Source organism: Streptomyces sp. NPDC047002 (assembly GCF_040704505.1).
Lineage (GTDB): Bacteria > Actinomycetota > Actinomycetes > Streptomycetales > Streptomycetaceae > Streptomyces.
The window spans coordinates 199,332-219,631 of the sequence record NZ_JBEYWC010000008.1; the positions used below are offsets into that span (position 1 = coordinate 199,332).

The window sequence follows — 20,300 nt, forward strand, 5'->3', positions numbered from 1 at the left end:
GGGCCGCGCCGCACACCGGCGCGGCCCCGGGGCCTTCGTGCTGCCCAGCGGTCAGGCCGACGGGCCGCCGAGCTCGGCGCGTACCGTGCGGGCCGCGGCCACCAGGTGTTCGAGCGAGGCGCGGGTCTCCGGCCAGGCCCGGGTCTTCAGCCCGCAGTCCGGGTTGACCCAGAGCCGCTCCGCGGGGATCGCGCCGAGCCCGGCGCGCAGCAGCGCGGCGGCCTCCTCGGCGCTCGGCACCCGCGGCGAGTGGATGTCGTAGACACCGGGGCCCGCCTCGCGCGGATAGCCGTGTCCGGCCAGCTCGTGGGCGACCTGCATGTGCGAGCGCGCCGCCTCCAGGCTGATGACGTCCGCGTCGAGGTCGTCGATGGCCCCGACGATGTCGCCGAACTCGGCGTAGCACATGTGGGTGTGGATCTGGGTGGCGGGTGCGGCGCCCCCGGTGGTGAGCCGGAACGCCTCGGTGGCCCACGCCAGATAGGCGGGGCGGTCGGCGGCGCGCAGCGGCAGTGTCTCGCGCAGCGCGGGCTCGTCCACCTGGATCACCCGGGTACCGGCCGCCTCCAGGTCGTCGACCTCGTCGCGCAGCGCGAGGGCCACCTGACGCGCCGTCTCGCCGAGCGGCTGGTCGTCGCGGACGAAGGACCAGGCGAGCATGGTGACGGGCCCCGTCAGCATGCCCTTGACCGGGCGGTCCGTGAGGGACTGCGCGTACGCCGTCCAGCGCACCGTCATCGGCTCGGGGCGCGCGATGTCGCCCGCGAGGATCGGCGGACGCACGTACCGGGTGCCGTACGACTGCACCCAGCCGTGCCGGGTCGCGAGGCAGCCGGTCAGCTGCTCGGCGAAGTACTGCACCATGTCGTTGCGTTCGGGCTCGCCGTGCACCAGCACGTCGAGGCCCGTCTTCTCCTGGAAGGAGACCACGTCCTGGATCTCGGCCCTGATCCTGTCCTCGTACTCCCCGGTGCCGATCCGGCCCGAGCGCAGGTCGGCGCGCGCCGACCGCAGCTCGCCGGTCTGCGGGAAGGAGCCGATGGTGGTCGTCGGCAGCAGCGGCAGGCCCAGCCGGGCGCGCTGCGCGGCGGCACGCTCCGGGTACGGCAGGGAGCGGCGCGCCTCGGCCTCCGTGACGGCGGCGGCGCGGGCGCGCACGGCCGGGTCCCGGGTGAGGGGCGAGGCGGCGCGGGACGCCAGCGCGGCCCGGTTGACGGCGAGTTCTGCGGCGATCGTGTCCGTGCCCCGCGCCAGGCCCCGCGCGAGGGCGGCGACCTCCGCGGTCTTCTGGCGTGCGAAGGCGAGCCAGCGCAGGATCTGCGGGTCGATGTCGCGCTCGGCCGCCGTGTCCAGCGGGACGTGCAGCAGGGAGCAGGAAGCCGACACGTCGACCCGGTCGGCGAGGCCAAGCAGCGTGCCGAGCGTGCTCAGGGACTTCCCGAGGTCGTTCACCCAGATGTTGCGTCCGTCCACGACGCCCGCCACGAGCCGCTTGCCCGGCAGGCCGCCGACGGCGGCGAGCGCGTCCAGGTTGGCGGCCGCCGCCCCGGTGAAGTCGAGCGCGAGGCCCTCGACGGGCGAAGCCGCCAGCACGGGCAGGGCGTCGCCCAGCCGGTCGAAGTAGGAGGCGACGAGCAGCCGCGGCCGGTCGGCGAGGGCGCCGAGGTCGCGGTAGGCGCGCGCGGTGGCGTTCAGCTCCGCCGGGGTGCGGTCCTGGACCAGGGCGGGCTCGTCGACCTGCACCCACTCGGCACCCGCCGCCCGCAGGTCGGCGAGCACCTCCGTGTAGACGGGCAGCAGCCGGTCGAGCAGGGTCAGCGGGTCGAAACCGGCCGCCACCCCCGGCGCGGGCTTCGACAGCAGCAGATAGGTGACGGGGCCGACCAGCACGGGCCGGGCGGCAAGTCCGAGGGCGAGCGCCTCGCGGACCTCGGCGACCTGCTTGGCCGAATCGGCGGAGAAGACCGTGTCGGGTCCCAACTCCGGCACCAGGTAGTGGTAGTTGGTGTCGAACCACTTGGTCATTTCGAGCGGTGCGACGTCCTGCGTGCCGCGGGCCATGGCGAAGTAGCCCTCCAGCGGGTCCGCGGCCACGGCCGCCCGGTGCCGTGCGGGGACCGCGCCGACCATGACGGTCGTGTCGAGCATGTGGTCGTAGTACGAGAAGTCGCCCGTCGGCACCTCGTCGATGCCGGCGCCCGCCAGGTCCTGCCAGTTGGCGCGGCGCAGTCCTGCGGCGACGGAGCGGAGGGCGGCGGCGTCCACGCGGCCCTTCCAGTAGCCCTCGATCGCCTTCTTCAGCTCGCGGCCCTGCCCCTGCCGGGGGTAGCCGTGGACGGTGGCCCGTGCCGCCGCGGCTGCGGTCTCGCTGGTCACGGAGTTCTCCTTCGAGAGACGTTTCCCTGGTGTACCGGGGGTCCCGTGGTGAGGAGAGGGTGACAGAACCCGCGGCCCGGCACGCGAGGCGCGGCCGTCCGCCGGTGGTGCACGCCGACCCGCCCACGAGGTCACCGGTTGTTCCGTGCGCGTGTGACACGCGTACGGGCAGTGGCAGGTCTTCGGACTCGCGGGCGTGTCCTCGTCGGGGACGAGGCTTCCTACTGGCCGTCGCTTCCCGGACCCCTGTCGCGGAGTCCAGTGCGTATGACGGCGGTCGTTCCCGCTCACCGCTGCGGGGCAGTCCCGGATTCCCACCGGGTTCCCTCTTGCGACACCCCGCCTGGCGGACGGGGCGAACCAGCTGCGCCGCCCAGCCTACGGGCCCACCCGCCCCCCGTGCCAGGCCGTTCGGCATCCGGACGGGCCGGCGCGGCGCCGCCTACGCGGCGCGGGGCCGGCCGGGCGCAGGGCGGACGTCATGTCGATGGGCACCGAGGGGCCGGCCCTGTGCTGGTAGTACAGGTCGACGTGGTCGGTGCCGAGGCGCCGCAGCGAGCGTTCGAGCCGCTCGCGGGCGTAGGCGGGTTAGGCGGGGCTGCCGTCGATGCGGGCCTCGCCGCCGAAGGGCGCGGAGACGATGCCGAACTTGGTCGCGGCCACGAAGCCGCCGCGCCGCCCGGCGAGGACCCGGCCGAGGATCTCGCCCGCGACCCCGCCTCGTCGTACGCCGCACGGTCGCGCCGGATGTCGTCGAGATTCCGCTCCGTCCAGTCCACCAGTCCGGCGAGGACGCCGTGCAGGCTGCGGCCGCGCGCCGTGAGCGCGTACTCGACGCGGGGCGGCGTGGTCGGCTCGACGGTGCGGCTGATCAGGCCGTCCCGTTCCAGGCGGCGCACGGTCGCGCTCAGCATGCGCTGGGTGATGCCGTCCGTGGCGCGTTTGAGGGCGTTGAATCTGAGCGGTCCGGCGTCGAGGCGGCAGATCACCGTCACCGACCACTTGTCGCCGATGCGGTCCATGACGTCCCGCAGCAGCGCCGCATGGCTGTCGCCCACCGCGGCCGCGTCGGGTACGGCGCCGGTGCCCATGACCGCCTCGCCTTCCGGGGATCGCCTGCGGACGCGCCGCGTGAGCGGCGGTCCTTCCGGTTCCTGGCGTATACCAGGCTATCGGCCGGCGAGGGCGCGCCCGAGGCCGCCGCGTGCCCGGGGGCCCGCGCGCGACCGGGGACGAACGCGACGGCTTCCACGGGCGCGCGGCGTCCCGCACCGTCCAACGCCCGCCCTCTCGGCGGGGGAGAACCTCCCCCGGCCGGTCCGCGCGGGCCTGCCCGCGGAGGGGGCCGCAGCGGCGAGTGCCCGGTCAGCCGTCCTGTGGGACGCGACCTGGACCACGAGGCACTGCCGCTGCTGCGCGCGACGGGCCTCGGCCTGCTCGGCTGCAGCCCGCTCGCCCGGGTGCCGGCCAGGCCCGGCGTGACCAGTGTGAGCGTCGGGGCCAGACGCCCTGACCAGCTGGAGCAGAACCTGGCCGCCGTCGACCTCGCGCTCACCCCGCAGGACATCGCGGACCTCGACGAGGTGAGCGAACCGCCCAGGATGTACCCGCAGTGGGCGCTCGACGCCGCCTACCCGGTCCGCACACCGCTCTCCGGCTGACCCCCGGCCGGAGAGCGAAGGGCAGGGCCCGCCCCGCGACCGCGGCTACAGGGACCTCGCGCGGATCCGGCCCCGGGAACGGCGCATCTCCGCGCGGGCGTGATCGAGCAGCGCGGCGTCCAGACGGCCGTGCCGCTTCAGGACGCGTCCAGCGACCACCACGGTGTCCACGTCCCGCGGGCCCGCGCCCCGGAAGGCCGAGAGCACCGGGCTGCCGAAGCCGTCGAGGTGGGGCGCCGACAGGTCGACCGTGATCAGATCGGCGGCGCGCCCGGGGGCGACCTCCCCGACACGGTCGGCGAGGCCGAGCACCCGGGCGCCACCGCGGGTGGCGACATCGAGCACGTCGAGGTGGGACAGGTGCAGCTCCGAGGGCATTTCACCGCGCCCGACCGCTTCCGCGTTCGCCTGAGCGCGCTCGCCGGCCAGCACCAGGCGCATCTCGCCGAACAGGTCGGTCGGGCCGTACGCCACGGTGTCGGCGCCCAGCCCGACCGGCACGCCGTGGGCCAGTGCGGGGCCTGTGGCGAGGCGGCTGCCGAGCCCCATCGTCAGGTCGACCGTCGGGGTGGCCGAGACGGTGCCGCCGGACGCGGCGATCAGCTCCCACTCGCGCGCGCTGAACGCGTTCGCGTGGACGTAGTTCACCTCGGGGCCCAGCAGCCCCTGGGACTCCAACTGATCGACGGCGCCCGGCATGCCGGCCATGCCCGCGTGCACGGAGACGGGCAGGCCCAACTCACGGGCGAGCGCGAAGTCCGCCTCGTTCTCCGCGGGGCCGGCCATCGAGGGGCCGCGCAGCGCGAGGCCGAGGGCGATCCTGCCGTCCCCGCCGCGCGCGGCATGCGCAGTGTGCAGTCGGCGCGCCTGCGCCGCGAAGTGTGCCGGATCGCCGCTGGAGGACGCCTTGCCGCCGAAGAAGAACCGGGCGCGGATGCCACTGTCGTCCAGGGCCCGCACGTTCGCCTCCACGTCCTCGTCGGTGCCGAGGTTGTGCGCCCAGTCCGCGACCGTCGTCACACCGGCGTCGAGGGCCTGCACCGCGCCCCACAGGACGCCCGCGTACACGTCCTCGGTGGTGAAGGGGTCGCCGAGTCCCTCGTTCACCTGCCGGGCGTACGGGAAGAGGGTGACATCGCCGGCACTCGCCGACAGGCTCCCGAGCCACATGTGGCGGTGCGCGTCCACGAGACCGGGCAGCACCAGACGGCCGTCGGCGTCGATCGTCTCCTCGTCGCCGAGCGCGGCGGCACCGCTGCCGACCTCGGTGATCAGCCCGTCGCGCACGGCCACGTCGGCGCGGGGGCTCGTGCCGTCGGGGAGCAGCACTCGGCCACCCTTGATCAGCAGCGGGCGCGGCGGGGCGGTGGCAGGAGTGGCCATGCGGGGCACCGTTCTCTCGGCGGTATACATCGGGTACCACCAGGGTGCGGAGCGCGACGCCGGCCGACAAGAAGGCACGGGGAACTGCCCTGGTGTCACCGGGGATACCAGGCCGGTGGATTTCTCTCTCCCCCGGGGACATGGCTGCCTGGTAGAAACAGGGACACCCGGCCGCCGGCCTCCCGTGCCTACGCTGGACGCATGAGCAACTCGCTGGGTGACTTCCTCAGGGCCCGGCGCGCCGCGGTGCGGCCGGCGGACGTCGGGCTGCGGGTGACCGGGCAGCGCCGCGTGGCCGGGCTGCGCCGCGAGGAGGTGGCGATGCTCGCGGGCATCAGCACCGAGTACTACCTCCGGCTCGAACAGGGGCGCGACCGCACCCCGTCGGCGCACGTGCTGGACGCGCTGGCGCGGGTACTCGACCTGGACCCCGCGCAGACCTCGTACATGCACAGGCTGGCGCACCCGAGCCCGCGGCGCGCCCGCACCCCGCGCGCCGACCGCGTCGGCGAGGGCACCCTCCTGCTGCTGCGCTCGCTGCCCGCGCCCGCCTTCGTGCAGAACCGCCACACCGACGTCCTCGCGGCCAACGCGCTCGCCGAGGCGCTCTCGCCGAACATGGCGGCCGGGGCGAACCGGCTGCGGGCGGCCTTCCTCGACCCCGCGGACCGCGAACTCCACGACGACTGGGAGGAGGCGGCCGCCGCCGCGGTCGGCCAGCTGCGCGGCGCGGCGGGCGCCGACCCCGACGACCGGCGGCTCACCACCCTCGTCGGCGAACTCTCGCTCAAGAGCGAGGACTTCCGCCGTATGTGGGCCCGGCACGACGTCGTCCGCAGGTCCTCAGGCCCGGTGCGCATGCACCACCCCCGGGTCGGCGAGCTCGAACTGCTGAGGGACAAGCTCCTGGTCGCCGAGCCGGGCGACCAGATGCTGGTGGTCTACCAGGCACTGCCCGGCTCACCGTCGGCGGACGCCCTCACCCTGCTCGCGGGCCTGGCCGCGGCCACCGGCGAACCGCCGGAGGCCGACGCCGCCCCGTCGCACGAGGGCCCCCAGCCGGGGCGCCGCCGCACGTGACGTCCGCCGCGCAGCCCCCGCACGGCCTCCGTGCGACGAACAGCGCCGACCGGACGGCGAGTTGATTCCTCGGCCGCCCACCGTGCCCGGCGGCTGCCGGCCGCGCGCCCTGCCGCGCTGAGCGGGGCCGGAGGCATGCGCTGCGGAGCCCGGCCCTGCGGTCAGGCCAGGAACCGGCGGAAGCGGTCGCGGAGTTCCTCCGCGCCGATCGCGTTCGTCGCGCGCGGCGGGATCGCGCCCGTGCGCGGGGCGGTCGGCACGGACAGCAGGTGCGGTCCCGGAGAGGCGAGAGCCGCCGCGAGGGACAGGCGCAGGGCGTCCCCGGTGGGGCACTCGGCGGCCGAGGCGTAGCCGCAGGCCAGCGCCACCGCGGGGAAGGAGGCCGTGCCCGAGGTGGTCGGCTGGCCGCCGGTCGACTCGTGGACGCCGTTGTCGAGCACGAGGTGCACGAGGTTGGGCGGGGCGTGGTGGCCGATCTGGGAGAGCGCGCCGAGGTGCATGAGCGCGGCGCCGTCACCGTCGAGCACCACCACCGTGCGCGCGGGGCGGGCGCGTGCCGCCCCGAGCGCGAGCGACGACACATGGCCCATGGAGCCCTGCATGTAGAAGTGGGCCGGCCGGTCGGCCAGGGCGAACAGCTCGCGCCCGGTGTAGCCCGTGGTGGCGAACACGGCCGCGTCGGGGGCGGCCGCGACGACGGCTGCCAGCACGTCCGCGGGGGGCACGCGGCCTCCTGCAGGCGCGGTCGGCTCGACCGCGGCCGCCCGGTCGGGGCCGACCGCACCCCGCTCCACCAGGACGAACGGCGCCCGGCCCGCGTCGAGTTCGCCGCTCGCGGAGTCGAGCAGCCGACGGAACCCGTCCAGCGTCCCGCCCGCATCGAGGAGGAGGCGCGGCATGCCGAGGGCGGCCAGCAGGCCGTCCGTCGCGGTCCCCATCAGCCGGTGCTGCGGCTCGTCGGTGTCGGGGTCGGGCCAGCCGCGCAGGCTGACGAACGACAGCACCGGCAGGCCGTACGGCACCACGAGCGACGTCAGCGGGTTGACCAGGTTGCCGAGCCCCGAGTTCTGCACCATCACGTACGCGCGCTCGCCTGCGAGGGCGGCGCCCGCCGCCGTGGCCAGCGCAGTGCCCTCGTTCGCCGCGGCCACGTAGCTGTCGCCCCGGCGCCCGAGCACCGAGATCGGCCCGCTGAAATGGCTGCACGGGACGCCGCTCGCCGCGGTGAATCCGCGGGCGGCGAGCTCGTCGCAGAAGTCCTCGGCCTCGATCACGGCATGTCCTCGACGGTGTGCCGGCCCGGCGCGGAGCGCCCGGCGCGGTCGGTGGGCAGGGTGGCGGGGGAGCCGGGCGGCGCGCTGTCCGGCCCGGCGGGGTGTGTACGGCGCAGCCTGGCCCAGGCGACGAGCGTCACCACGAGCGACGGCGCGGAGCCCGCTGCGGCGAGGACGAGAAAGACCCCGAGGCCGTGCGCGAGCGCCACGAACGGGAGCACGTACAGCACGTCCTCCGCGTCGAACCCGCCGAGCGACGGCAGCGGGGCCCCGGCCTTCCCCGCCCGCTCCGTCATCAGCAGCCGCACCAGGAAGATGAAGCCGACGCAGACACCGGCGACCGCGCCGAGCACCGCGGCCGCCGCCGTGCCGAAGACGTCGCGCTGCCCGACGCCGAGCGCCGCGAGGAACACCACGTGCACCAGGCAGTCCACCGCGATGTCGTAGAGGTGCCCGGCCCGGCTGGTGCGGCCGGTCATGCGGGCGAGCTCGCCGTCGGCGTGGTCGATCACGTTGGAGAGCGCGAACAGCCACGCGCCGGCGGCCTGGGCCCACCACCCGGTGCCCGCGGCGTACCAGGCGGCCCCGAGCCCGAGGGCGAGCCGCAGTGTGGTGATGTGGTTCGGGCGCACCGCGGTGCGCGCCAGCGGCCGGACGAGCCACCGCGCGAGGCGGGCGTCCCAGAACCGCGGCGGCGGCGCGGCCGCGATGTCCTGGCCGCCCCCGGCGGCGGCCGCCGCGGCCTTCGGCGGTGTGAGGGGCTGGAGCATGGGGCCTTCCTGGTGGGGGAGTGCGGAGCAGAGTGTCGGGCGCCGCGAGCCGGACGGGAATTGTCAGGCAGGCCCTAGCCGAACCGGCGGGCCAGCAGCCGGTAGACGGCCGGCAGGCCCGCGTGGGTCAGCGCGGCGAGCCGGGGCCAGCGGGGCACGAAGACCTCGGCGCGCCCGCGGCTGACGCCGTCGACCAGCGCGTCCGCCACTTTCGCCGCCGGGACACGGCGCGGGAAGCGCCGGTCGTACGGCCGGCCGCGGCGGCGGAAGAAGTCGGTGTCGACGGCGCTGGGGAAGACCGTGGTCACACCGATCCCGGACTCCAGGCGCAGCGCGTCGGCGAAGGTCCGCAGGCCCGCCTTGGAGGCCGAGTACGCGGCCTCGTGCGCCACCCCGAGCGTCGCGACCGACGAGACGAAGACGACCCGGCCGCCGCTGCCGTGCAACGCGTCCAGGAGCAGGGAGGTCAGCCGGATCGGCGCCAGCAGATTGACCGAGATCAGCTCCTGTGCGACCGCGCCGTCCATCGCGGCGACCGGGCCGAACCAGCCGCGCCCCGCCGCGTGCGCGACCAGCGTCAGCGGTTCGCCGCGCTCCCTGGCGGCGCGCGCCACCGCCTCGACGCCCTCGGCGTGCGCCAGGTCCGCGGTCACGGTGGCCGCGCCGAGCGGCGCAGCGACCGCCGCGAGCCGTGCGGAGTCGCGCCCCGCCAGCAGGAGTCGGTAGCCCTCGCGGGCGAGCCGCTCCGCCACCGCTGCCCCGATGCCGGACGAGGCGCCCGTCACCAGGGCAAGGCCGCGGACACCCCCGCTGGGGAGGCCGCCGGTGGGCCCCCGGCCGGGACGCAGTCCCGGCACCTGAGCCGCACTGCGGTCGGCCTGGATGTCAACAGCCATGGTGGCGGGCTCATTTCGCGTCGCGGACGGGGGCAGGCGGGGTGCCGGGGGTGAGGGCGCCGCGGCACACACGTGCGCCGTGGAGGGGCATCGGGGTGCCGTCGCGGGGCCGCCGGGGGAGGCGTTGCCACCGGGTGGGTCCTGTGGCCGGAACGGAGCCCGGCGCCCGCCGGACCCAGCCGTAAGACCCGTGCGGCGGTGCGGGCTTGACGTTGATTCACGCAAGGAGCGCGGCAGATGTCAAGCAAGGGTGTCGTGCGGTGAATCACATGACGTTGTTGTGTCGGGCGTCACACCACATCGTTTGAACTCCCTTGTATCCGGAGCCCGTATGGAGAGTGCGGGGGAGAGCGGACGATGTGCCCGACCGTTCCCGCCCCTCCGGTGGCGGCGGCGTGCCGGGCCGGTTCCGCCCGGAGCGCGCGGTACTCATCGGGCGCTTGTCCCCGACGACTGAGAGCGGTTGACTGATGGCTTCACAGGCGGCGCTCGGCCTGGCCGAGCGGTTCGACACGGGCGGTCTCGGGCAGCGGTTCCACGCCGCGGGCGAGTTCCTCCACCTGCCGGATTTCCTCGGGTCCGAACGGCTGCGCGCCCTCCAGGGCGAACTGCCCGCGCTCCGCGGCGAGGTGCACCGCAACCGCATCCCCGGGCACAAGCAGGGCGGCAGTGTGAGCAGTTACCGCCTCGCCCGACAGGCCCCCGCCTTCGGGGAGCTCTACCACTCGCCCGAGATGCTCGACTTCGTGCGCACCCTGGCCGCGCCGGGGCTCGGCCCCTGCCCGCCCGACGACCCGCACGCCTACGCGCTCTACCACTACACGCGCGAGGGCGACTTCATCGGCTGGCACAAGGACACCAGCCACTACCGCGGCGACCGCTACACGGTCCTGATCGGCCTGGTCGACGAGTCGTCCTGCCGCCTAGAATACCGGCTCCCGGGCGAGCGGACCGTGCGTTCGACGGCGCTCGCACCCGGTGCCCTCGTCATCTTCAACGGCGACGCCATCGAGCACCGCGTCACCCCGGCAGCCGCAGGGGACGAGCGGATCGTGCTCACCCTCGAATACGTGACGGACGGCCGCATGGCCCCGTGGCGCCGCCTCCAGACCCGGATGAAGGACGCCTTCGGCTACTTCGGGCTGCGCGAGGTCCTGCGCGGCGCGGGGCCTCGCGGCGCGGGGAGCGCCGAGTGACGGCCGGTGTGCTGCCCGGCCGCACGGACCCTGCCGCGGTGCCGTCCGGCGCGGCGGCCGGCACCGCGCGCGGTGTGACCGCGCGCGCGGTCATCCTCGCGGCGGGGCGCGGCACCCGGCTCGCCCCCCTGCCGGAGGCCAGGCGGCTGCCCAAGTGCCTGCTGCGCTACGGCGGGACGACCCTGCTGGAGCGCCACCTGCGGCTGCTGCGCGCCGTGGGCGTCACCGACGTCGTCCTCGTCGTGGGCCACCTGGCGTCGGACATCACCGCCGAGCTCGCCGCCCTCGCCCCCGACCCCGCGCCCACGGTGGTCGTCAACCCCGACTACCGGCAGGGCAGCACGGTGAGCCTGCACGCGGCCGCCGACCACCTCGCCCCCGAAGGCGACCTGCTCGTCATGGACGCGGACGTCCTCTACGACCTGCGGATGCTCACCGCGCTCACGGCGGGCGGCAGCGCCAACCGCATGCTCGCCGACCACGACTTCGATCCGGGCCCCGAGCCCGTGAAGATCTGCCAGTCCGGCGGCCGCGTGGTGGACCTCACCAAGGACGTGCCGGAAGGGCTCGCCCCCGACCGCCTCGCCGAGTCCGTGGGCTTCTTCCGGCTGACCCCCGCGGCTTCCCGCGAACTCGCCGCCACCACCGCGCGACACGTCGCGGAAGGCCGCACCGGGCTGCCGCACGAGGACGTGCTGAGAGAGCTCATCCGCAGCGGGCGCGTCGACTTCGAGGCCGCCGACGTCTCCGGACTCCCCTGGTGCGAGACCGACTTCCCGCACGACGTGCGCCACGCGCGCACCCACGTACTTCCCCGGCTGGAGGGACTTCCCGGATGAACGCCGCAACCCGAGCGGCCGCACCCCACGAGGGCGCCGCGCCGCGGCCGGCCGCCGCCGGCGCACAGCGGCGCACCACGCGGCTGCGCTCCCTGCTCGAAGGCCCGGACCTCGACTTCCTCATGGAGGCGCACAGCGGCCTGTCCGCACGCATCGTGGAGGAGGCGGGCTTCCCCGCCGTCTGGGCCTCCGGGCTCACCCTGTCCGCGCAGTCCGGGGTGCGCGACAACAACGAGCTGAGCTGGACGCAGGTGCTCGACCAGGTCGAGTTCATGGCCGACGCGAGCGGCCTGCCCGTCCTGCTCGACGGCGACACCGGGTACGGCGACTTCAACAACGCCCGCAGGCTCGTGCGCAAGCTGGAGCAACGGGGCGCCGCGGGCGTCTGCCTGGAGGACAAGACGTTCCCCAAGACCAACAGCTTCATCAACAGCCTGGCGCAACCCCTCGCGGACGTGGACGAGTTCAGCGGGAAGCTGAAGGCGGTCAAGGACAGCCAGCTCGACCCGGACTTCTGCCTCGTCGCCCGGGTGGAGGCGCTGATCGCCGGGTGGGGCCTCGGCGAGGCGCTGCGCAGGGCGGAGGCCTACCGCCTCAGCGGGGCCGACGCGATCCTCATCCACTCCCGCGAGCGCCACGCGGGCGAGATCCTGGCCTTCGCCCGCGAGTGGGCGGGCCGCTCACCGCTCGTCATCGTCCCCACGACCTACGCGGCCGGCACACCGACCGACACCTTCCGCGCGGCCGGTGTGAGCGTCGCCATCTGGGCCAACCACATGCTGCGTGCGGCGACCCGGGCCATGCAGGAGACGGCCCGCGCCGTCCGGGCCGAGGAGACTCCCGCAGGCCTTGGCACCGCCGTCGTCCCGGTCGCCGAACTCTTCCGCCTCCAGGACGCCGAGGAGCTGTCCCGCGCGGAGCGGCGCTACCTCCCGGCCCGCCGGGCCGCGCCCGACGCCGTGGTGCTCGGCGCCGGGGACACGGAGCCGGCGGCCGAGGAGGCCGGCGAGTCGGCGCTCACCTCCGTGCTCGGCGCGCAGGGCGTGCGCCGGATCGTCCAAGCGACCCAGGCGCGCGGCGCCGCGGGCGAACTGCACGCCCTGCAGGCCGCGCTCGCCGACGTCGGCGACGACGTCGTCGTCAGCAGGGCAGGGCTTCGGCTGCGCGGCTACCTGCTGCGCGAACTCCTGGACACCGAGGGCGCCGTGGCCGTCGCCGTGGACCCCGGCTCCGGCGCCCGCGGCGACTGCAGGTGCTCGGCGCCCGACGCGCCCGGCCCCGAGCGCCAGGACGTGCGGCTGCGCCACGTGGCGGAGCCCGCGGGCCCGGCCGCACCGGCGGCGCACGGCCGGTGGCTCGGCATCCTGCGCGCCAGGGGCGAGGGCGCGCACGCCCTGCGCGCCGTGCTGCGCGACCTCACCGGCCGCCGGGCGGCACGCCCTTACGTCCTGCCCGACCTGCTCAACGCGCTGATCGCCCGGGGCTGCCAGATCCAGGTCCTCTACGTGCACGGGCACTGGGCCGACACCTCGTACCACCCCGCCGGCGCCCCGGCGGTCGGCGAGGGCGCGATGAGCGGCCCGTCGCACACGTACGGCACGACCCGCGGCCGGCTCTCGCCGCTCGGCTGAGCCACGCCTCCCGGCAGCGCCCCTCGGGCACCGTGCTGTACGAGACGCCGCGACAGGCCGCCACACGGACCACACCAGACACACCGAAACGGACCCACGTGAACGACACCTCAGCCCCCCGCTGCCCCATGCTCCCTCCGGCCGTCACCTCGGAGCACCGCTACGCGATGTCCCCCGGCCTGACGAGGCTCCAGGCCCAGGCGCCCGTGGTCCGGGTCACCTGCCCCACAGGGCCTGAGGCGTGGCTCGTGAGCCGGCACGCCGAGGTGCGCGAAGTGCTCGACTCGTCGGACGTCTTCAGTAGCAGCTCGGGCAGCGCGGCGCACCGCTCGGCGGCCTTCGGCTGGGACACCCCCATCGCGGAGGGGGACTTCTCGCGTCTCGACGGGGCGGACTTCCTGCGTATCCGCCGGGCGCTCGCGCCCGAGCTGAGCAGTCCGCGCAGGCTCGCCGCGCTGCGGCCCCGGCTCAAGGAGGAGCTCGACCGGCTGCTGGACGGGCTCCCCCACCAGGCCGCTGACCTGCATGAGGAGGTCTGCCGGCCCCTTGGCCAGGCGGTCTTCGCCCGTCTCTTCGACCTGCCGGAAGACGTCGTTCCGCTGGTGGAGGAGATGATCGACGCGTCGTTGAGCACCCTCAGCACCGACGACGATCTCGCCGAGACCGGCGCACCGGTTTTTCTGCGTCTCCTCGACCTCGTGGAGGAGCGGCGGGCCGCCCCGGGGGACGACGTGCTCAGCCGGCTCGTCGTGCACGCCGAGCGGGCCGAGCCCCCGCTCAGCGACTCGGAGATCACCGTGCTGACCATCGCCGTACTCTCCGGCGGTTACCGTACGCTGCCTGCCATAGCCAGCTACGGCCTGCTGGCCCTGTTCGAGGACCCCCGTCAGCTCGCGCTGCTCTCGGAGCGGCCGGAGCTGTGCGACCACGCAGTGCACGAGATCACCCGCTTCATCGCGGGCGGCGCCGACGGTGTCACCCGCAGGGCGACCCGGGACACCGAACTCGGCGGCCAGACCATCGGGGCCGGGGAGTACGTGGTCGTCTCCTTGTCGGGCGCCAACCGCGACCCGCGGTTCCTCGCCGACGCCGACACATTCGACGTGACACGCCCCACCGCGACCACTCATCTGGGCTTCGGACACGGCCTGCACCGCTGTGTGGGAGAGCCGATCGCCCGGATGGCCCTGGGCCTTCTCCTGGAGACCCTGGCGAGGCGCCTGCCGTCGCTTCGCCTCGCCGTGCCCGCGGAGGAGATCCCGTTCCAGGCGGACAGCCTCCTGTTGGGACCCACCTCGCTCCCCGTCACCTGGGACGCCGTCCTGCCCGCGTGAGCGGCGGGCGGCGCCGGCCGCCGCGGTGAGGCGGCCGGACTGCGCGCGGTGCGGCGCTAGGGTGATGCCATGAGTGACGAGGGCTGGCTCGACCCCGAGGAGCTGCGTACCTACCGGGCGTTCAACCGTTCCTGGCGGGTGGTGACAGCCCGGCTCGACGACGACCTCCAGTCCGAACTCGGCCTGCCGCGCACATACTTCGACGTCCTGTGGCGGCTGCGCCGGGCGCCGGGGCGCGCCCTGCGGATGTCGGAGCTCGCGGCAGGCACCGACTCCAAGCCGAGCCGGATCACCCATGCGACCTCCCGCCTCGAAGCCATGGGGCTGCTGCGGCGCGACGCCGTCGAGGGGGACAGGCGCGGCTATCTCGCGGTGCTCACCGACGAGGGGCTCGCCGTCGCCGAGGAGGCCGCCCCCCGCTTCGCCCGCGCCGTGCGGGAGTACCTGCTCGACGTGCTCTCACCCGCCCAGCGCGCGCACGTGACGGAGATCGGCGAGGCGCTGCTCGGCGCGAACGCCCCCGACCGCCTCCCCGACGAGGGCTGACCGCCTGCCGCCGCCCGCGGTGTCACAGGCCGCGCAGGGCCTCCTCGACCGCGGTGCGGGGGACGGCGCCCTCGCGCAGGATGTCGGGTCCCGAGCCGTCGGTGAACGCGACGATCGTGGAGGGCTGCGTCCCGCTCGGCCCGCCGTCGAGGTAGGTGCGGACGCGGTCGCCGAGCTGGTCCCTGGCCTCCGCGCACGTGGTCGCGGGAGGCCGTCCCGTGAGGTTGGCGCTCGACTGGGCGACCGGCCCCGCGGCGCGCAGCAGGGCCAGGGCGACGGGGTGGGCGGGCGTGCGGACCATGACCGTCCCTCCGGTGTTCCCCAGGTCGAGGCCGAGAGCGGGGGCGGCGGGCAGGACGAGCGAGAGCGCCCCCGGCCAGAACGCCTCGGCCAGCCGCCGCGCCTCCTGCGGGAGGGAGCCGACCAGCCGCTCCGCGGCCGCGACGTCGGCGACCAGGACGGAGGCGGGCTTGTCGGCGTCGCGCCCCTTGGCGGACAGCAGCGCCTTGACCGCGCCCGGGTCGAAGGGGTCGGCGCCGACGCCGTAGACGGTGTCGGTCGGAAAGACGATCAGCGCCCCCGACCGCAGCGCCTCGGTGGCGCGGGCGACGGCGGTCTTGAGGGCTTCTGGGGTCCGGCAGTCGTGGACCTGCGTGGTGTACGGCACCCGGGCGATGCTAGCCGCCCGCCGCTCGGGGGGCGCGGGCCGCCGCGGGTTCCGCCGCGACCGGGGCGGGTGTCCGTACCGCTACCAGGAAGAACAGGGAACTGGTCGCGCGACGGGGACGGGCGCAGGGTGGTCGTGACCGGCTTCAGAACATACGACCGCCACGGCGGAGAGCCAGAACGTACGACCGCCACGGCGGAATGGCGGAACGGAGGATCCGATGTCCGAGAGGACCACGGTATTGGGTGGCATGGCCACGTCGGCGCAGGGGCTCGGCTGCATGGGGATGAGCGCGGTGTACGGAGCGGCCGACTGGGACGCGTCGACCGCGGCGATCAGGCGCGCGCTCGACCTGGGCGTCACCCTCGTCGACACCGCCGCCGCGTACGGCGCGGGGCACAACGAGGTCCTCGTGGGCCGGGCGGTCGCGGGCCGCCGCGACGGGGTCCAGCTGGCGACGAAGGCGGGCATGGACTTCAGCACCGGGCGCGGCAAGGTCGTGATCAGGAACGACCCGGAGTACCTCAAGGCCGCGTGCGACGCCTCGCTGCTGCGGCTCGGCACCGACGTGATCGACCTCTACTACCTCCACCGCGTGGACCCCGAGGTGCCCCTCGCGGACTCCGTCGGCGCGCTGTCCGAACTGGTGGCCGAGGGGAAGGTGCGCCACATCGGGCTGTCGGAGGTCACCGGGGAGCAGCTGCGCGCCGCGCACGCCGTCCACCCCGTCGCGGCCGTCCAGAGCGAGTACTCGCTCTGGACGCGGGACCCGGAGCACACGGTCGCGGCGGCCGCGCGCGAGCTGGGCGTCGGCCTGGTCGCGTACGCGCCGCTCGGCCGGGGCTTCCTCACCGGCACCGTCGACGCCGACGCACTCGCCGCGGACGACGGCAGGCGCAGGCTCGCGCGCTTCACGCGGGACGCGGCCCTGGCGAACCGGCGCATCGCCGACACCGTCGAGGAGATCGCCGACGGCGTCGGCGCCACCGCGGCCCAGGTGGCCCTGGCATGGGTCGCCGCGCAGTCCGGGCGGCTCGGGGTGCCCGTCGTGCCCGTCCCCGGCACCAAGCGGGTCAGGTGGGTGGAGCAGAACGCGGGGGCGCTCGACGTGGAGCTGACCCCGGCCGACCTCGCGACCCTGGATGGCCTGGCAGAACAGGTCGTCGGCGCGCGCTACTGAGGCGGGGTCGGCCTCCCGGAGGGCCGGGGCCGGGTCCCGTCAGCGGGGGCGCAGGCCCCGCATCAGGGTCGCGACCGTGTCGGACACCAGCGCGTCCACGCTCCGCCCGCCGGTCGTCCCGGTCGACGCGAGGACGGCGAGGCCCTGGAGCACCGCGAGGACGCTCATGTCCACGCGCCCCGACGTGTCCGGGTCGATGGCGCCGCGCTCGCGCGCCTCGGCGAGCAGCCTGACGGGCGCGGCGAAGGCGGCGTCGTTGGCCGCGGTCAGCCGCTCGTCGCCCGACTCGTCCTTCGCCCGGTGCATGAGCCCGAGGAGGGCGGGGTGGTCGAGCGCGAACGCCACATACGCGCGGGCGAAGACCGTGAGGCGCTCGGTGACGTTCCCGTCGCCGTCGCCGTCGCCGTCGCCGTCGCCGTCGCCGTCGAGCGCGGCGTCGAGCCGGGCGCCGAGCCGCGCGTACCCGTCGAGCGCGAGCGCGTCGAGCAGCGCCTGCCTGTCGCGGAAGTGGTGGCGGGGAGCACCGTGGCTCACCCCCGCCGCCCGGGCGAGCTCCCGCAGGGAGAGCCCGTCGACGCCGCGCCTGGCGAGCACGTCCTCCGCCTGACGCAGCAGCGCGGCCCTGAGGTCTCCGTGGTGGTAGGGGCGGGACGGCGTGCTCACGCCCGCACTCTACCCCGCGTGCAGGAGCCGCCGCCGAGCAATCTAGTCGTTGACTAGAATCTATGCGTTGACTACATTCGCTGCATGGCTTCCTCCCCGGGCGGACTCCGCCCCTCAGCACCCCGCAGCCCGCGCGCCGGCCTCCCGCGCCAGGACGGCCGCACGGTGATCGTCACCGGCGCGAGCGGCGGCCTCGGCCTTCAGACCGCGCGTGCGCTCGCGGCCTCGGGCGCCCGGGTGGTGTTGGCGGTGCGGGACACCGCGGCGGGGCGGCGTGCGGCGGAGTCCGTACCCGGCGCGACCGAGGTGCGCAGGCTCGACCTCGCTTCGCTCGCTTCCGTGCGCCGCTTCGCCGAGGCGTGGGACCGGCCCGTGGGCGTGCTCGTGAACAACGCGGGGGTCGCCAACGTGCCGCTGCGCCGCACCGAGGACGGCTTCGAGGTCCAGTTCGGCACCAACCACCTCGGGCACTTCGCGCTGACCTGCCTGCTGCTGCCGTGGGTGACCGACCGCGTGGTGACCGTCGCCTCCAACGCCCACCGCGGCGCGCGCCTGAGCCTCGACGACCCCCACTGGGAGCGCCGCGCCTACCGGGCCTCGGCCGCCTACGGGCAGTCGAAGCTCGCCAACCTGCTGTTCACGCTGGAACTCCAGCGGCTGCTCGACGCCGCGGGCCGCCCGGTGCGCGCCCTGGCCGCCCACCCGGGAGCCGCGTCCACCGGGCTCAACCGCCACCTCGGCCCGGTGCTCGGCGCGGTGGCGGCCGCCGGCCGGCTCGTCATGCGGAGCCCCGAGGCGGGCGCGCTGCCGACGCTGTACGCCGCGACCCGGGACCTGCCCGGCGCCGAGTACGTCGGCCCCGGCCCCCGGCGCGGGCAGCCGCGGCCCGCCCGGCGCAGCGGGAGCGCGGCGGACCCCGTCCTCGCGCGCCGCCTGTGGGAGCTGTCCGAACGCCTCACGGCCGTCCGCTTCCCGTTCGGATGAGGACGACCCCTGGAGCAGAACGTCGCGGCCCTCGACCGGCTGGACTTCACCGAGGCCGAGCTCGCCGCCATCGACGAGCACGCCGTCTTCGAAGGCGGCGTGGACCTGTGGCAGCAGGCCCGCACGGGCAGCCTCGGCTGAACACGCCGCCGCGGGCCCGATCCACGCGCCGGTACGTGCCGGGCTCAGCGGCCCGCGAGGACGCAGTCGCCGCAGACCGCTGCGGCCCGCCCGGTGCCCGGCAGCGCGCGGTAGATGAGGCAGCAGCTGCGCCTGCGGAACGGCGCGGCTCCGCCACAGTCGTCGAACGTGCCGCGCAGCGCGGGGTGTCCGAGGAACGCGCGGGCCGTGCGGGCTGCCGGGTCCGCCGTGTGCGGCAGCGCGGCGGTGAGGGCGGCGCGTGCGCCGTTCACCGCGGAGGCGGCGTTCCCCCGCAGGGTCGTGCGCGGTACGGAGAGCCCGGCGACGGCCTCCGTGAGGGGGGCGACGAGCCCGTCGAGCACGGGCCCCGCGCTCTCCGGCACCGAGCCGTCCGGGCCCGCCAGACAGGTGCGGGGCAGCGAAAGCGGGAACGCCCCGCCGGGTTCCGGGACCCAGTACAGCTCGGACAGCGCGGGCACCCGCGGCGCACCGCCCAGGGCGGCGAGCGCGAAGAAGGGGGAGAGGACCCGCGCCACCAGGCCCAGATGGGCCGCGGAGGCGGCCACCCGCAGCTCGACGCCGCCTGCGGGCCGCCCCGCCGCCCCCGCGAGGTACGCGCGCACCCCGTCGACCCGCCGCCGCAGGACGGCGGGATCGCCGACGGCCTCCGAGAGCGGCCGCCACGGCGAGCCGGGCGGCGGGCCGCAGGAGCCGTGGGCCGCGACGGCGAAGAACGGCCCCGCGGCCGCGAGCGCGTCGAGCGCGGCGGCCCCGGGGTCCGTGTCCTTCATGCCCCCGCGGCCGGCTCCACGCGGCCCGCGGCGGGCGCGGGGCCGCGCTCGGCCGCCGCCGACCCGGCGAGCAGCCGCTCCGCCATGGGCGCGAACACGAGGCCGAGGACGCCCCACAGGATGAGCTGCGCGGCGACCGAGTAGAAGCGGAAGGAGAACAGGGTGTCGGCCGGGAAGCCCGGATAGACGATCCGGCCCTCCGCGTCGGTCAGCGGCAGCGGCGTCTCCGTCGCGTGGTGGCCGAACTCCTGCACGTTGGCGCTCAGTTCACCGAGCGACGGCAGCAGCGCCATCACCACGCCGATCACCACCGCATAGGCGAGGGCGGCGAGCAGCGTCGCGTTCCAGTTGCCGAACCGCCCCGCGAGGCGCCTGCCGAGCCAGACGGCGAGGACGAGGAGCACGATCGAGGCGCCCACCATGACCAGGTACAGGTTGCCGCGCTCCCTGATGGTGTCGGGGTGCCCGATGGACGGCGGGTTGGCCGGGTACTTCACGAAGGGCACCAGGTAGAAGCCGAGGAACCCGCCGAGCGCCACCAGCATCGCGAGGTTGCGGGCGCGCAACCTCCCCACGCGGCCGAGGCAGATGGCGTAGGCGATGGCGAACAGGGCGCCCATGGCCATACCGAAGAAGACCATGCCGACGCCGATGCCGACGTCGGCCTGGACCGTCCGGCTGAAGAGGTCGGGGTCCGCGGCCTCGGGGGCGAGACCCGCGGCCTTGTCGAGCGCGGCCTGGGCGGCGTCGCGCCCGCTCTCGTAGTCGATCGCCCTGCCGATCAGCGGCTCGGCGAAGATCCGCGCGAAGAGGAACGCGAGCAGGCCCGCGACCGCGCCGGCGAGGACACCGCGCAGTATGAGTCGTTTTTCCATTGTTCAGCAGTCC

20 protein-coding genes, 1 pseudogene and 1 riboswitch are annotated in these 20,300 nt (G+C 75.4%); of the genes and pseudogenes, 10 read left to right on the forward strand and 11 right to left on the reverse strand.

Features of this window, described 5'->3' with window-relative positions:
• Positions 1-51: 51 nt before the first annotated feature.
• From metE to AB0910_RS11195, 3 genes are all read right to left on the reverse strand, one after another.
• Positions 52-2,376 carry a 5-methyltetrahydropteroyltriglutamate--homocysteine S-methyltransferase gene (metE, locus tag AB0910_RS11185; protein WP_366744272.1) on the reverse strand — a complete coding sequence of 775 codons (2,325 nt, stop codon included), beginning with the start codon at positions 2,374-2,376 and terminating at the stop codon, positions 52-54.
• A gap of 155 nt (positions 2,377-2,531) precedes the next feature.
• Positions 2,532-2,756, reverse strand: a riboswitch (cobalamin riboswitch).
• Positions 2,755-2,931 carry a hypothetical protein gene (locus AB0910_RS11190; protein WP_366744307.1) on the reverse strand — a complete coding sequence of 59 codons (177 nt, stop codon included), beginning with the start codon at positions 2,929-2,931 and terminating at the stop codon, positions 2,755-2,757. Its footprint overlaps the riboswitch before it by 2 nt.
• Complete coding sequence (locus AB0910_RS11195) at positions 2,856-3,467, reverse strand: helix-turn-helix domain-containing protein (RefSeq protein WP_366744273.1); 612 nt, start codon at positions 3,465-3,467, stop codon at positions 2,856-2,858. The genes AB0910_RS11190 and AB0910_RS11195 overlap by 76 nt, the downstream gene beginning before the upstream one ends.
• A gap of 285 nt (positions 3,468-3,752) precedes the next feature.
• Between AB0910_RS11195 and AB0910_RS11200 the strand changes: the two genes are divergently transcribed.
• The gene (locus AB0910_RS11200; RefSeq protein WP_366744274.1) at positions 3,753-4,037 is read left to right on the forward strand and encodes an aldo/keto reductase; all 285 of its coding nucleotides are present in this window, start codon (positions 3,753-3,755) and stop codon (positions 4,035-4,037) included.
• 45 nt (positions 4,038-4,082) lie between these two features.
• On the opposite strand, the gene AB0910_RS11205 is transcribed toward AB0910_RS11200, so the two are convergent.
• Entirely contained in the window at positions 4,083-5,420 is a 1,338-nt protein-coding gene (locus AB0910_RS11205) for an amidohydrolase family protein (protein ID WP_366744275.1), read from the reverse strand.
• A 201-nt stretch (positions 5,421-5,621) separates the two neighbouring features.
• Here AB0910_RS11205 and AB0910_RS11210 point away from each other — a divergent pair, with 201 nt between their 5' ends.
• A complete protein-coding gene (locus AB0910_RS11210; RefSeq protein ID WP_366744276.1) occupies positions 5,622-6,500 on the forward strand; it encodes a helix-turn-helix transcriptional regulator in 879 nt (292 codons plus the stop codon).
• Between the two features lie 161 nt (positions 6,501-6,661).
• On the opposite strand, the gene aepY is transcribed toward AB0910_RS11210, so the two are convergent.
• From aepY to AB0910_RS11225, 3 genes are all read right to left on the reverse strand, one after another.
• A complete protein-coding gene (gene aepY, locus AB0910_RS11215) occupies positions 6,662-7,774 on the reverse strand; it encodes a phosphonopyruvate decarboxylase (RefSeq protein ID WP_366744277.1) in 1,113 nt (370 codons plus the stop codon).
• Complete coding sequence (locus AB0910_RS11220) at positions 7,771-8,544, reverse strand: CDP-alcohol phosphatidyltransferase family protein (RefSeq protein ID WP_366744278.1); 774 nt, start codon at positions 8,542-8,544, stop codon at positions 7,771-7,773. The genes aepY and AB0910_RS11220 overlap by 4 nt, the downstream gene beginning before the upstream one ends.
• Positions 8,545-8,618: 74 nt before the next feature.
• Positions 8,619-9,440: an SDR family NAD(P)-dependent oxidoreductase gene (locus AB0910_RS11225; protein ID WP_366744279.1), complete on the reverse strand. Its 822-nt coding sequence runs from the start codon at positions 9,438-9,440 to the stop codon at positions 8,619-8,621.
• Positions 9,441-9,910: 470 nt separating this feature from the next.
• Here AB0910_RS11225 and AB0910_RS11230 point away from each other — a divergent pair, with 470 nt between their 5' ends.
• The 5 genes from AB0910_RS11230 to AB0910_RS11250 all read left to right on the forward strand — a co-directional run bounded on the left by AB0910_RS11230 (position 9,911) and on the right by AB0910_RS11250 (position 14,986).
• Positions 9,911-10,636, forward strand: a complete 726-nt coding sequence (locus AB0910_RS11230; RefSeq protein ID WP_366744280.1) for a hypothetical protein — start codon at positions 9,911-9,913, stop codon at positions 10,634-10,636.
• Positions 10,633-11,475 (forward strand): NTP transferase domain-containing protein, encoded by an 843-nt coding sequence (locus tag AB0910_RS11235; RefSeq protein ID WP_366744281.1) that lies wholly within the window; start codon positions 10,633-10,635, stop codon positions 11,473-11,475. Before AB0910_RS11230 ends, AB0910_RS11235 begins: the two co-directional genes overlap by 4 nt.
• Positions 11,472-13,106 (forward strand): phosphoenolpyruvate mutase, encoded by a 1,635-nt coding sequence (aepX, locus tag AB0910_RS11240; RefSeq protein ID WP_366744282.1) that lies wholly within the window; start codon positions 11,472-11,474, stop codon positions 13,104-13,106. The genes AB0910_RS11235 and aepX overlap by 4 nt, the downstream gene beginning before the upstream one ends.
• Before the next feature lie 98 nt (positions 13,107-13,204).
• On the forward strand, positions 13,205-14,440 hold the full coding sequence (locus tag AB0910_RS11245) for a cytochrome P450 (protein ID WP_366744283.1): 1,236 nt from the start codon (positions 13,205-13,207) through the stop codon (positions 14,438-14,440).
• Between the two features lie 69 nt (positions 14,441-14,509).
• Complete coding sequence (locus AB0910_RS11250; protein WP_366744284.1) at positions 14,510-14,986, forward strand: MarR family transcriptional regulator; 477 nt, start codon at positions 14,510-14,512, stop codon at positions 14,984-14,986.
• 22 nt (positions 14,987-15,008) lie between these two features.
• On the opposite strand, the gene AB0910_RS11255 is transcribed toward AB0910_RS11250, so the two are convergent.
• Entirely contained in the window at positions 15,009-15,653 is a 645-nt protein-coding gene (locus tag AB0910_RS11255) for an L-threonylcarbamoyladenylate synthase (RefSeq protein WP_366744285.1), read from the reverse strand.
• A 220-nt stretch (positions 15,654-15,873) separates the two neighbouring features.
• On the opposite strand from AB0910_RS11255, the gene AB0910_RS11260 reads away from it, so the two are divergent.
• Positions 15,874-16,833: an aldo/keto reductase gene (locus tag AB0910_RS11260; RefSeq protein WP_366744286.1), complete on the forward strand. Its 960-nt coding sequence runs from the start codon at positions 15,874-15,876 to the stop codon at positions 16,831-16,833.
• 39 nt (positions 16,834-16,872) lie between these two features.
• Here the strand turns inward: AB0910_RS11260 and AB0910_RS11265 are convergent, their stop codons facing one another.
• On the reverse strand, positions 16,873-17,496 hold the full coding sequence (locus AB0910_RS11265) for a TetR/AcrR family transcriptional regulator (protein WP_366744287.1): 624 nt from the start codon (positions 17,494-17,496) through the stop codon (positions 16,873-16,875).
• Positions 17,497-17,580: 84 nt separating this feature from the next.
• Here AB0910_RS11265 and AB0910_RS11270 point away from each other — a divergent pair, with 84 nt between their 5' ends.
• Together AB0910_RS11270 and AB0910_RS11275 are read left to right on the forward strand one after the other, a co-directional pair.
• On the forward strand, positions 17,581-18,480 hold the full coding sequence (locus AB0910_RS11270; RefSeq protein ID WP_366744288.1) for an oxidoreductase: 900 nt from the start codon (positions 17,581-17,583) through the stop codon (positions 18,478-18,480).
• A gap of 9 nt (positions 18,481-18,489) precedes the next feature.
• Positions 18,490-18,621: pseudogene (locus AB0910_RS11275) on the forward strand (aldo/keto reductase); the annotation flags it as partial.
• Between the two features lie 44 nt (positions 18,622-18,665).
• Here the strand turns inward: AB0910_RS11275 and AB0910_RS11280 are convergent.
• The gene (locus tag AB0910_RS11280) at positions 18,666-19,412 is read right to left on the reverse strand and encodes a (2Fe-2S)-binding protein (RefSeq protein WP_366744289.1); all 747 of its coding nucleotides are present in this window, start codon (positions 19,410-19,412) and stop codon (positions 18,666-18,668) included.
• Positions 19,409-20,287 carry a CbtA family protein gene (locus AB0910_RS11285; protein ID WP_366744290.1) on the reverse strand — a complete coding sequence of 293 codons (879 nt, stop codon included), beginning with the start codon at positions 20,285-20,287 and terminating at the stop codon, positions 19,409-19,411. The genes AB0910_RS11280 and AB0910_RS11285 overlap by 4 nt, the downstream gene beginning before the upstream one ends.
• Positions 20,288-20,300 lie beyond the last annotated feature (13 nt).

Coding starts and splice junctions, on each gene's coding strand:
- AB0910_RS11195 (WP_366744273.1), bottom strand. CDS start 3,467: ATGGGCACCGGCGCCGTACCCGACGCGGCCGCGGTGGGCGACAGCCAT.
- AB0910_RS11205 (WP_366744275.1), bottom strand. CDS start 5,420: ATGGCCACTCCTGCCACCGCCCCGCCGCGCCCGCTGCTGATCAAGGGT.
- AB0910_RS11210 (WP_366744276.1), top strand. CDS start 5,622: ATGAGCAACTCGCTGGGTGACTTCCTCAGGGCCCGGCGCGCCGCGGTG.
- AB0910_RS11220 (WP_366744278.1), bottom strand. CDS start 8,544: ATGCTCCAGCCCCTCACACCGCCGAAGGCCGCGGCGGCCGCCGCCGGG.
- AB0910_RS11225 (WP_366744279.1), bottom strand. CDS start 9,440: ATGGCTGTTGACATCCAGGCCGACCGCAGTGCGGCTCAGGTGCCGGGA.
- AB0910_RS11230 (WP_366744280.1), top strand. CDS start 9,911: ATGGCTTCACAGGCGGCGCTCGGCCTGGCCGAGCGGTTCGACACGGGC.
- aepX (WP_366744282.1), top strand. CDS start 11,472: ATGAACGCCGCAACCCGAGCGGCCGCACCCCACGAGGGCGCCGCGCCG.
- AB0910_RS11250 (WP_366744284.1), top strand. CDS start 14,510: ATGAGTGACGAGGGCTGGCTCGACCCCGAGGAGCTGCGTACCTACCGG.
- AB0910_RS11260 (WP_366744286.1), top strand. CDS start 15,874: ATGTCCGAGAGGACCACGGTATTGGGTGGCATGGCCACGTCGGCGCAG.
- AB0910_RS11270 (WP_366744288.1), top strand. CDS start 17,581: ATGGCTTCCTCCCCGGGCGGACTCCGCCCCTCAGCACCCCGCAGCCCG.
- AB0910_RS11280 (WP_366744289.1), bottom strand. CDS start 19,412: ATGAAGGACACGGACCCCGGGGCCGCCGCGCTCGACGCGCTCGCGGCC.
- AB0910_RS11285 (WP_366744290.1), bottom strand. CDS start 20,287: ATGGAAAAACGACTCATACTGCGCGGTGTCCTCGCCGGCGCGGTCGCG.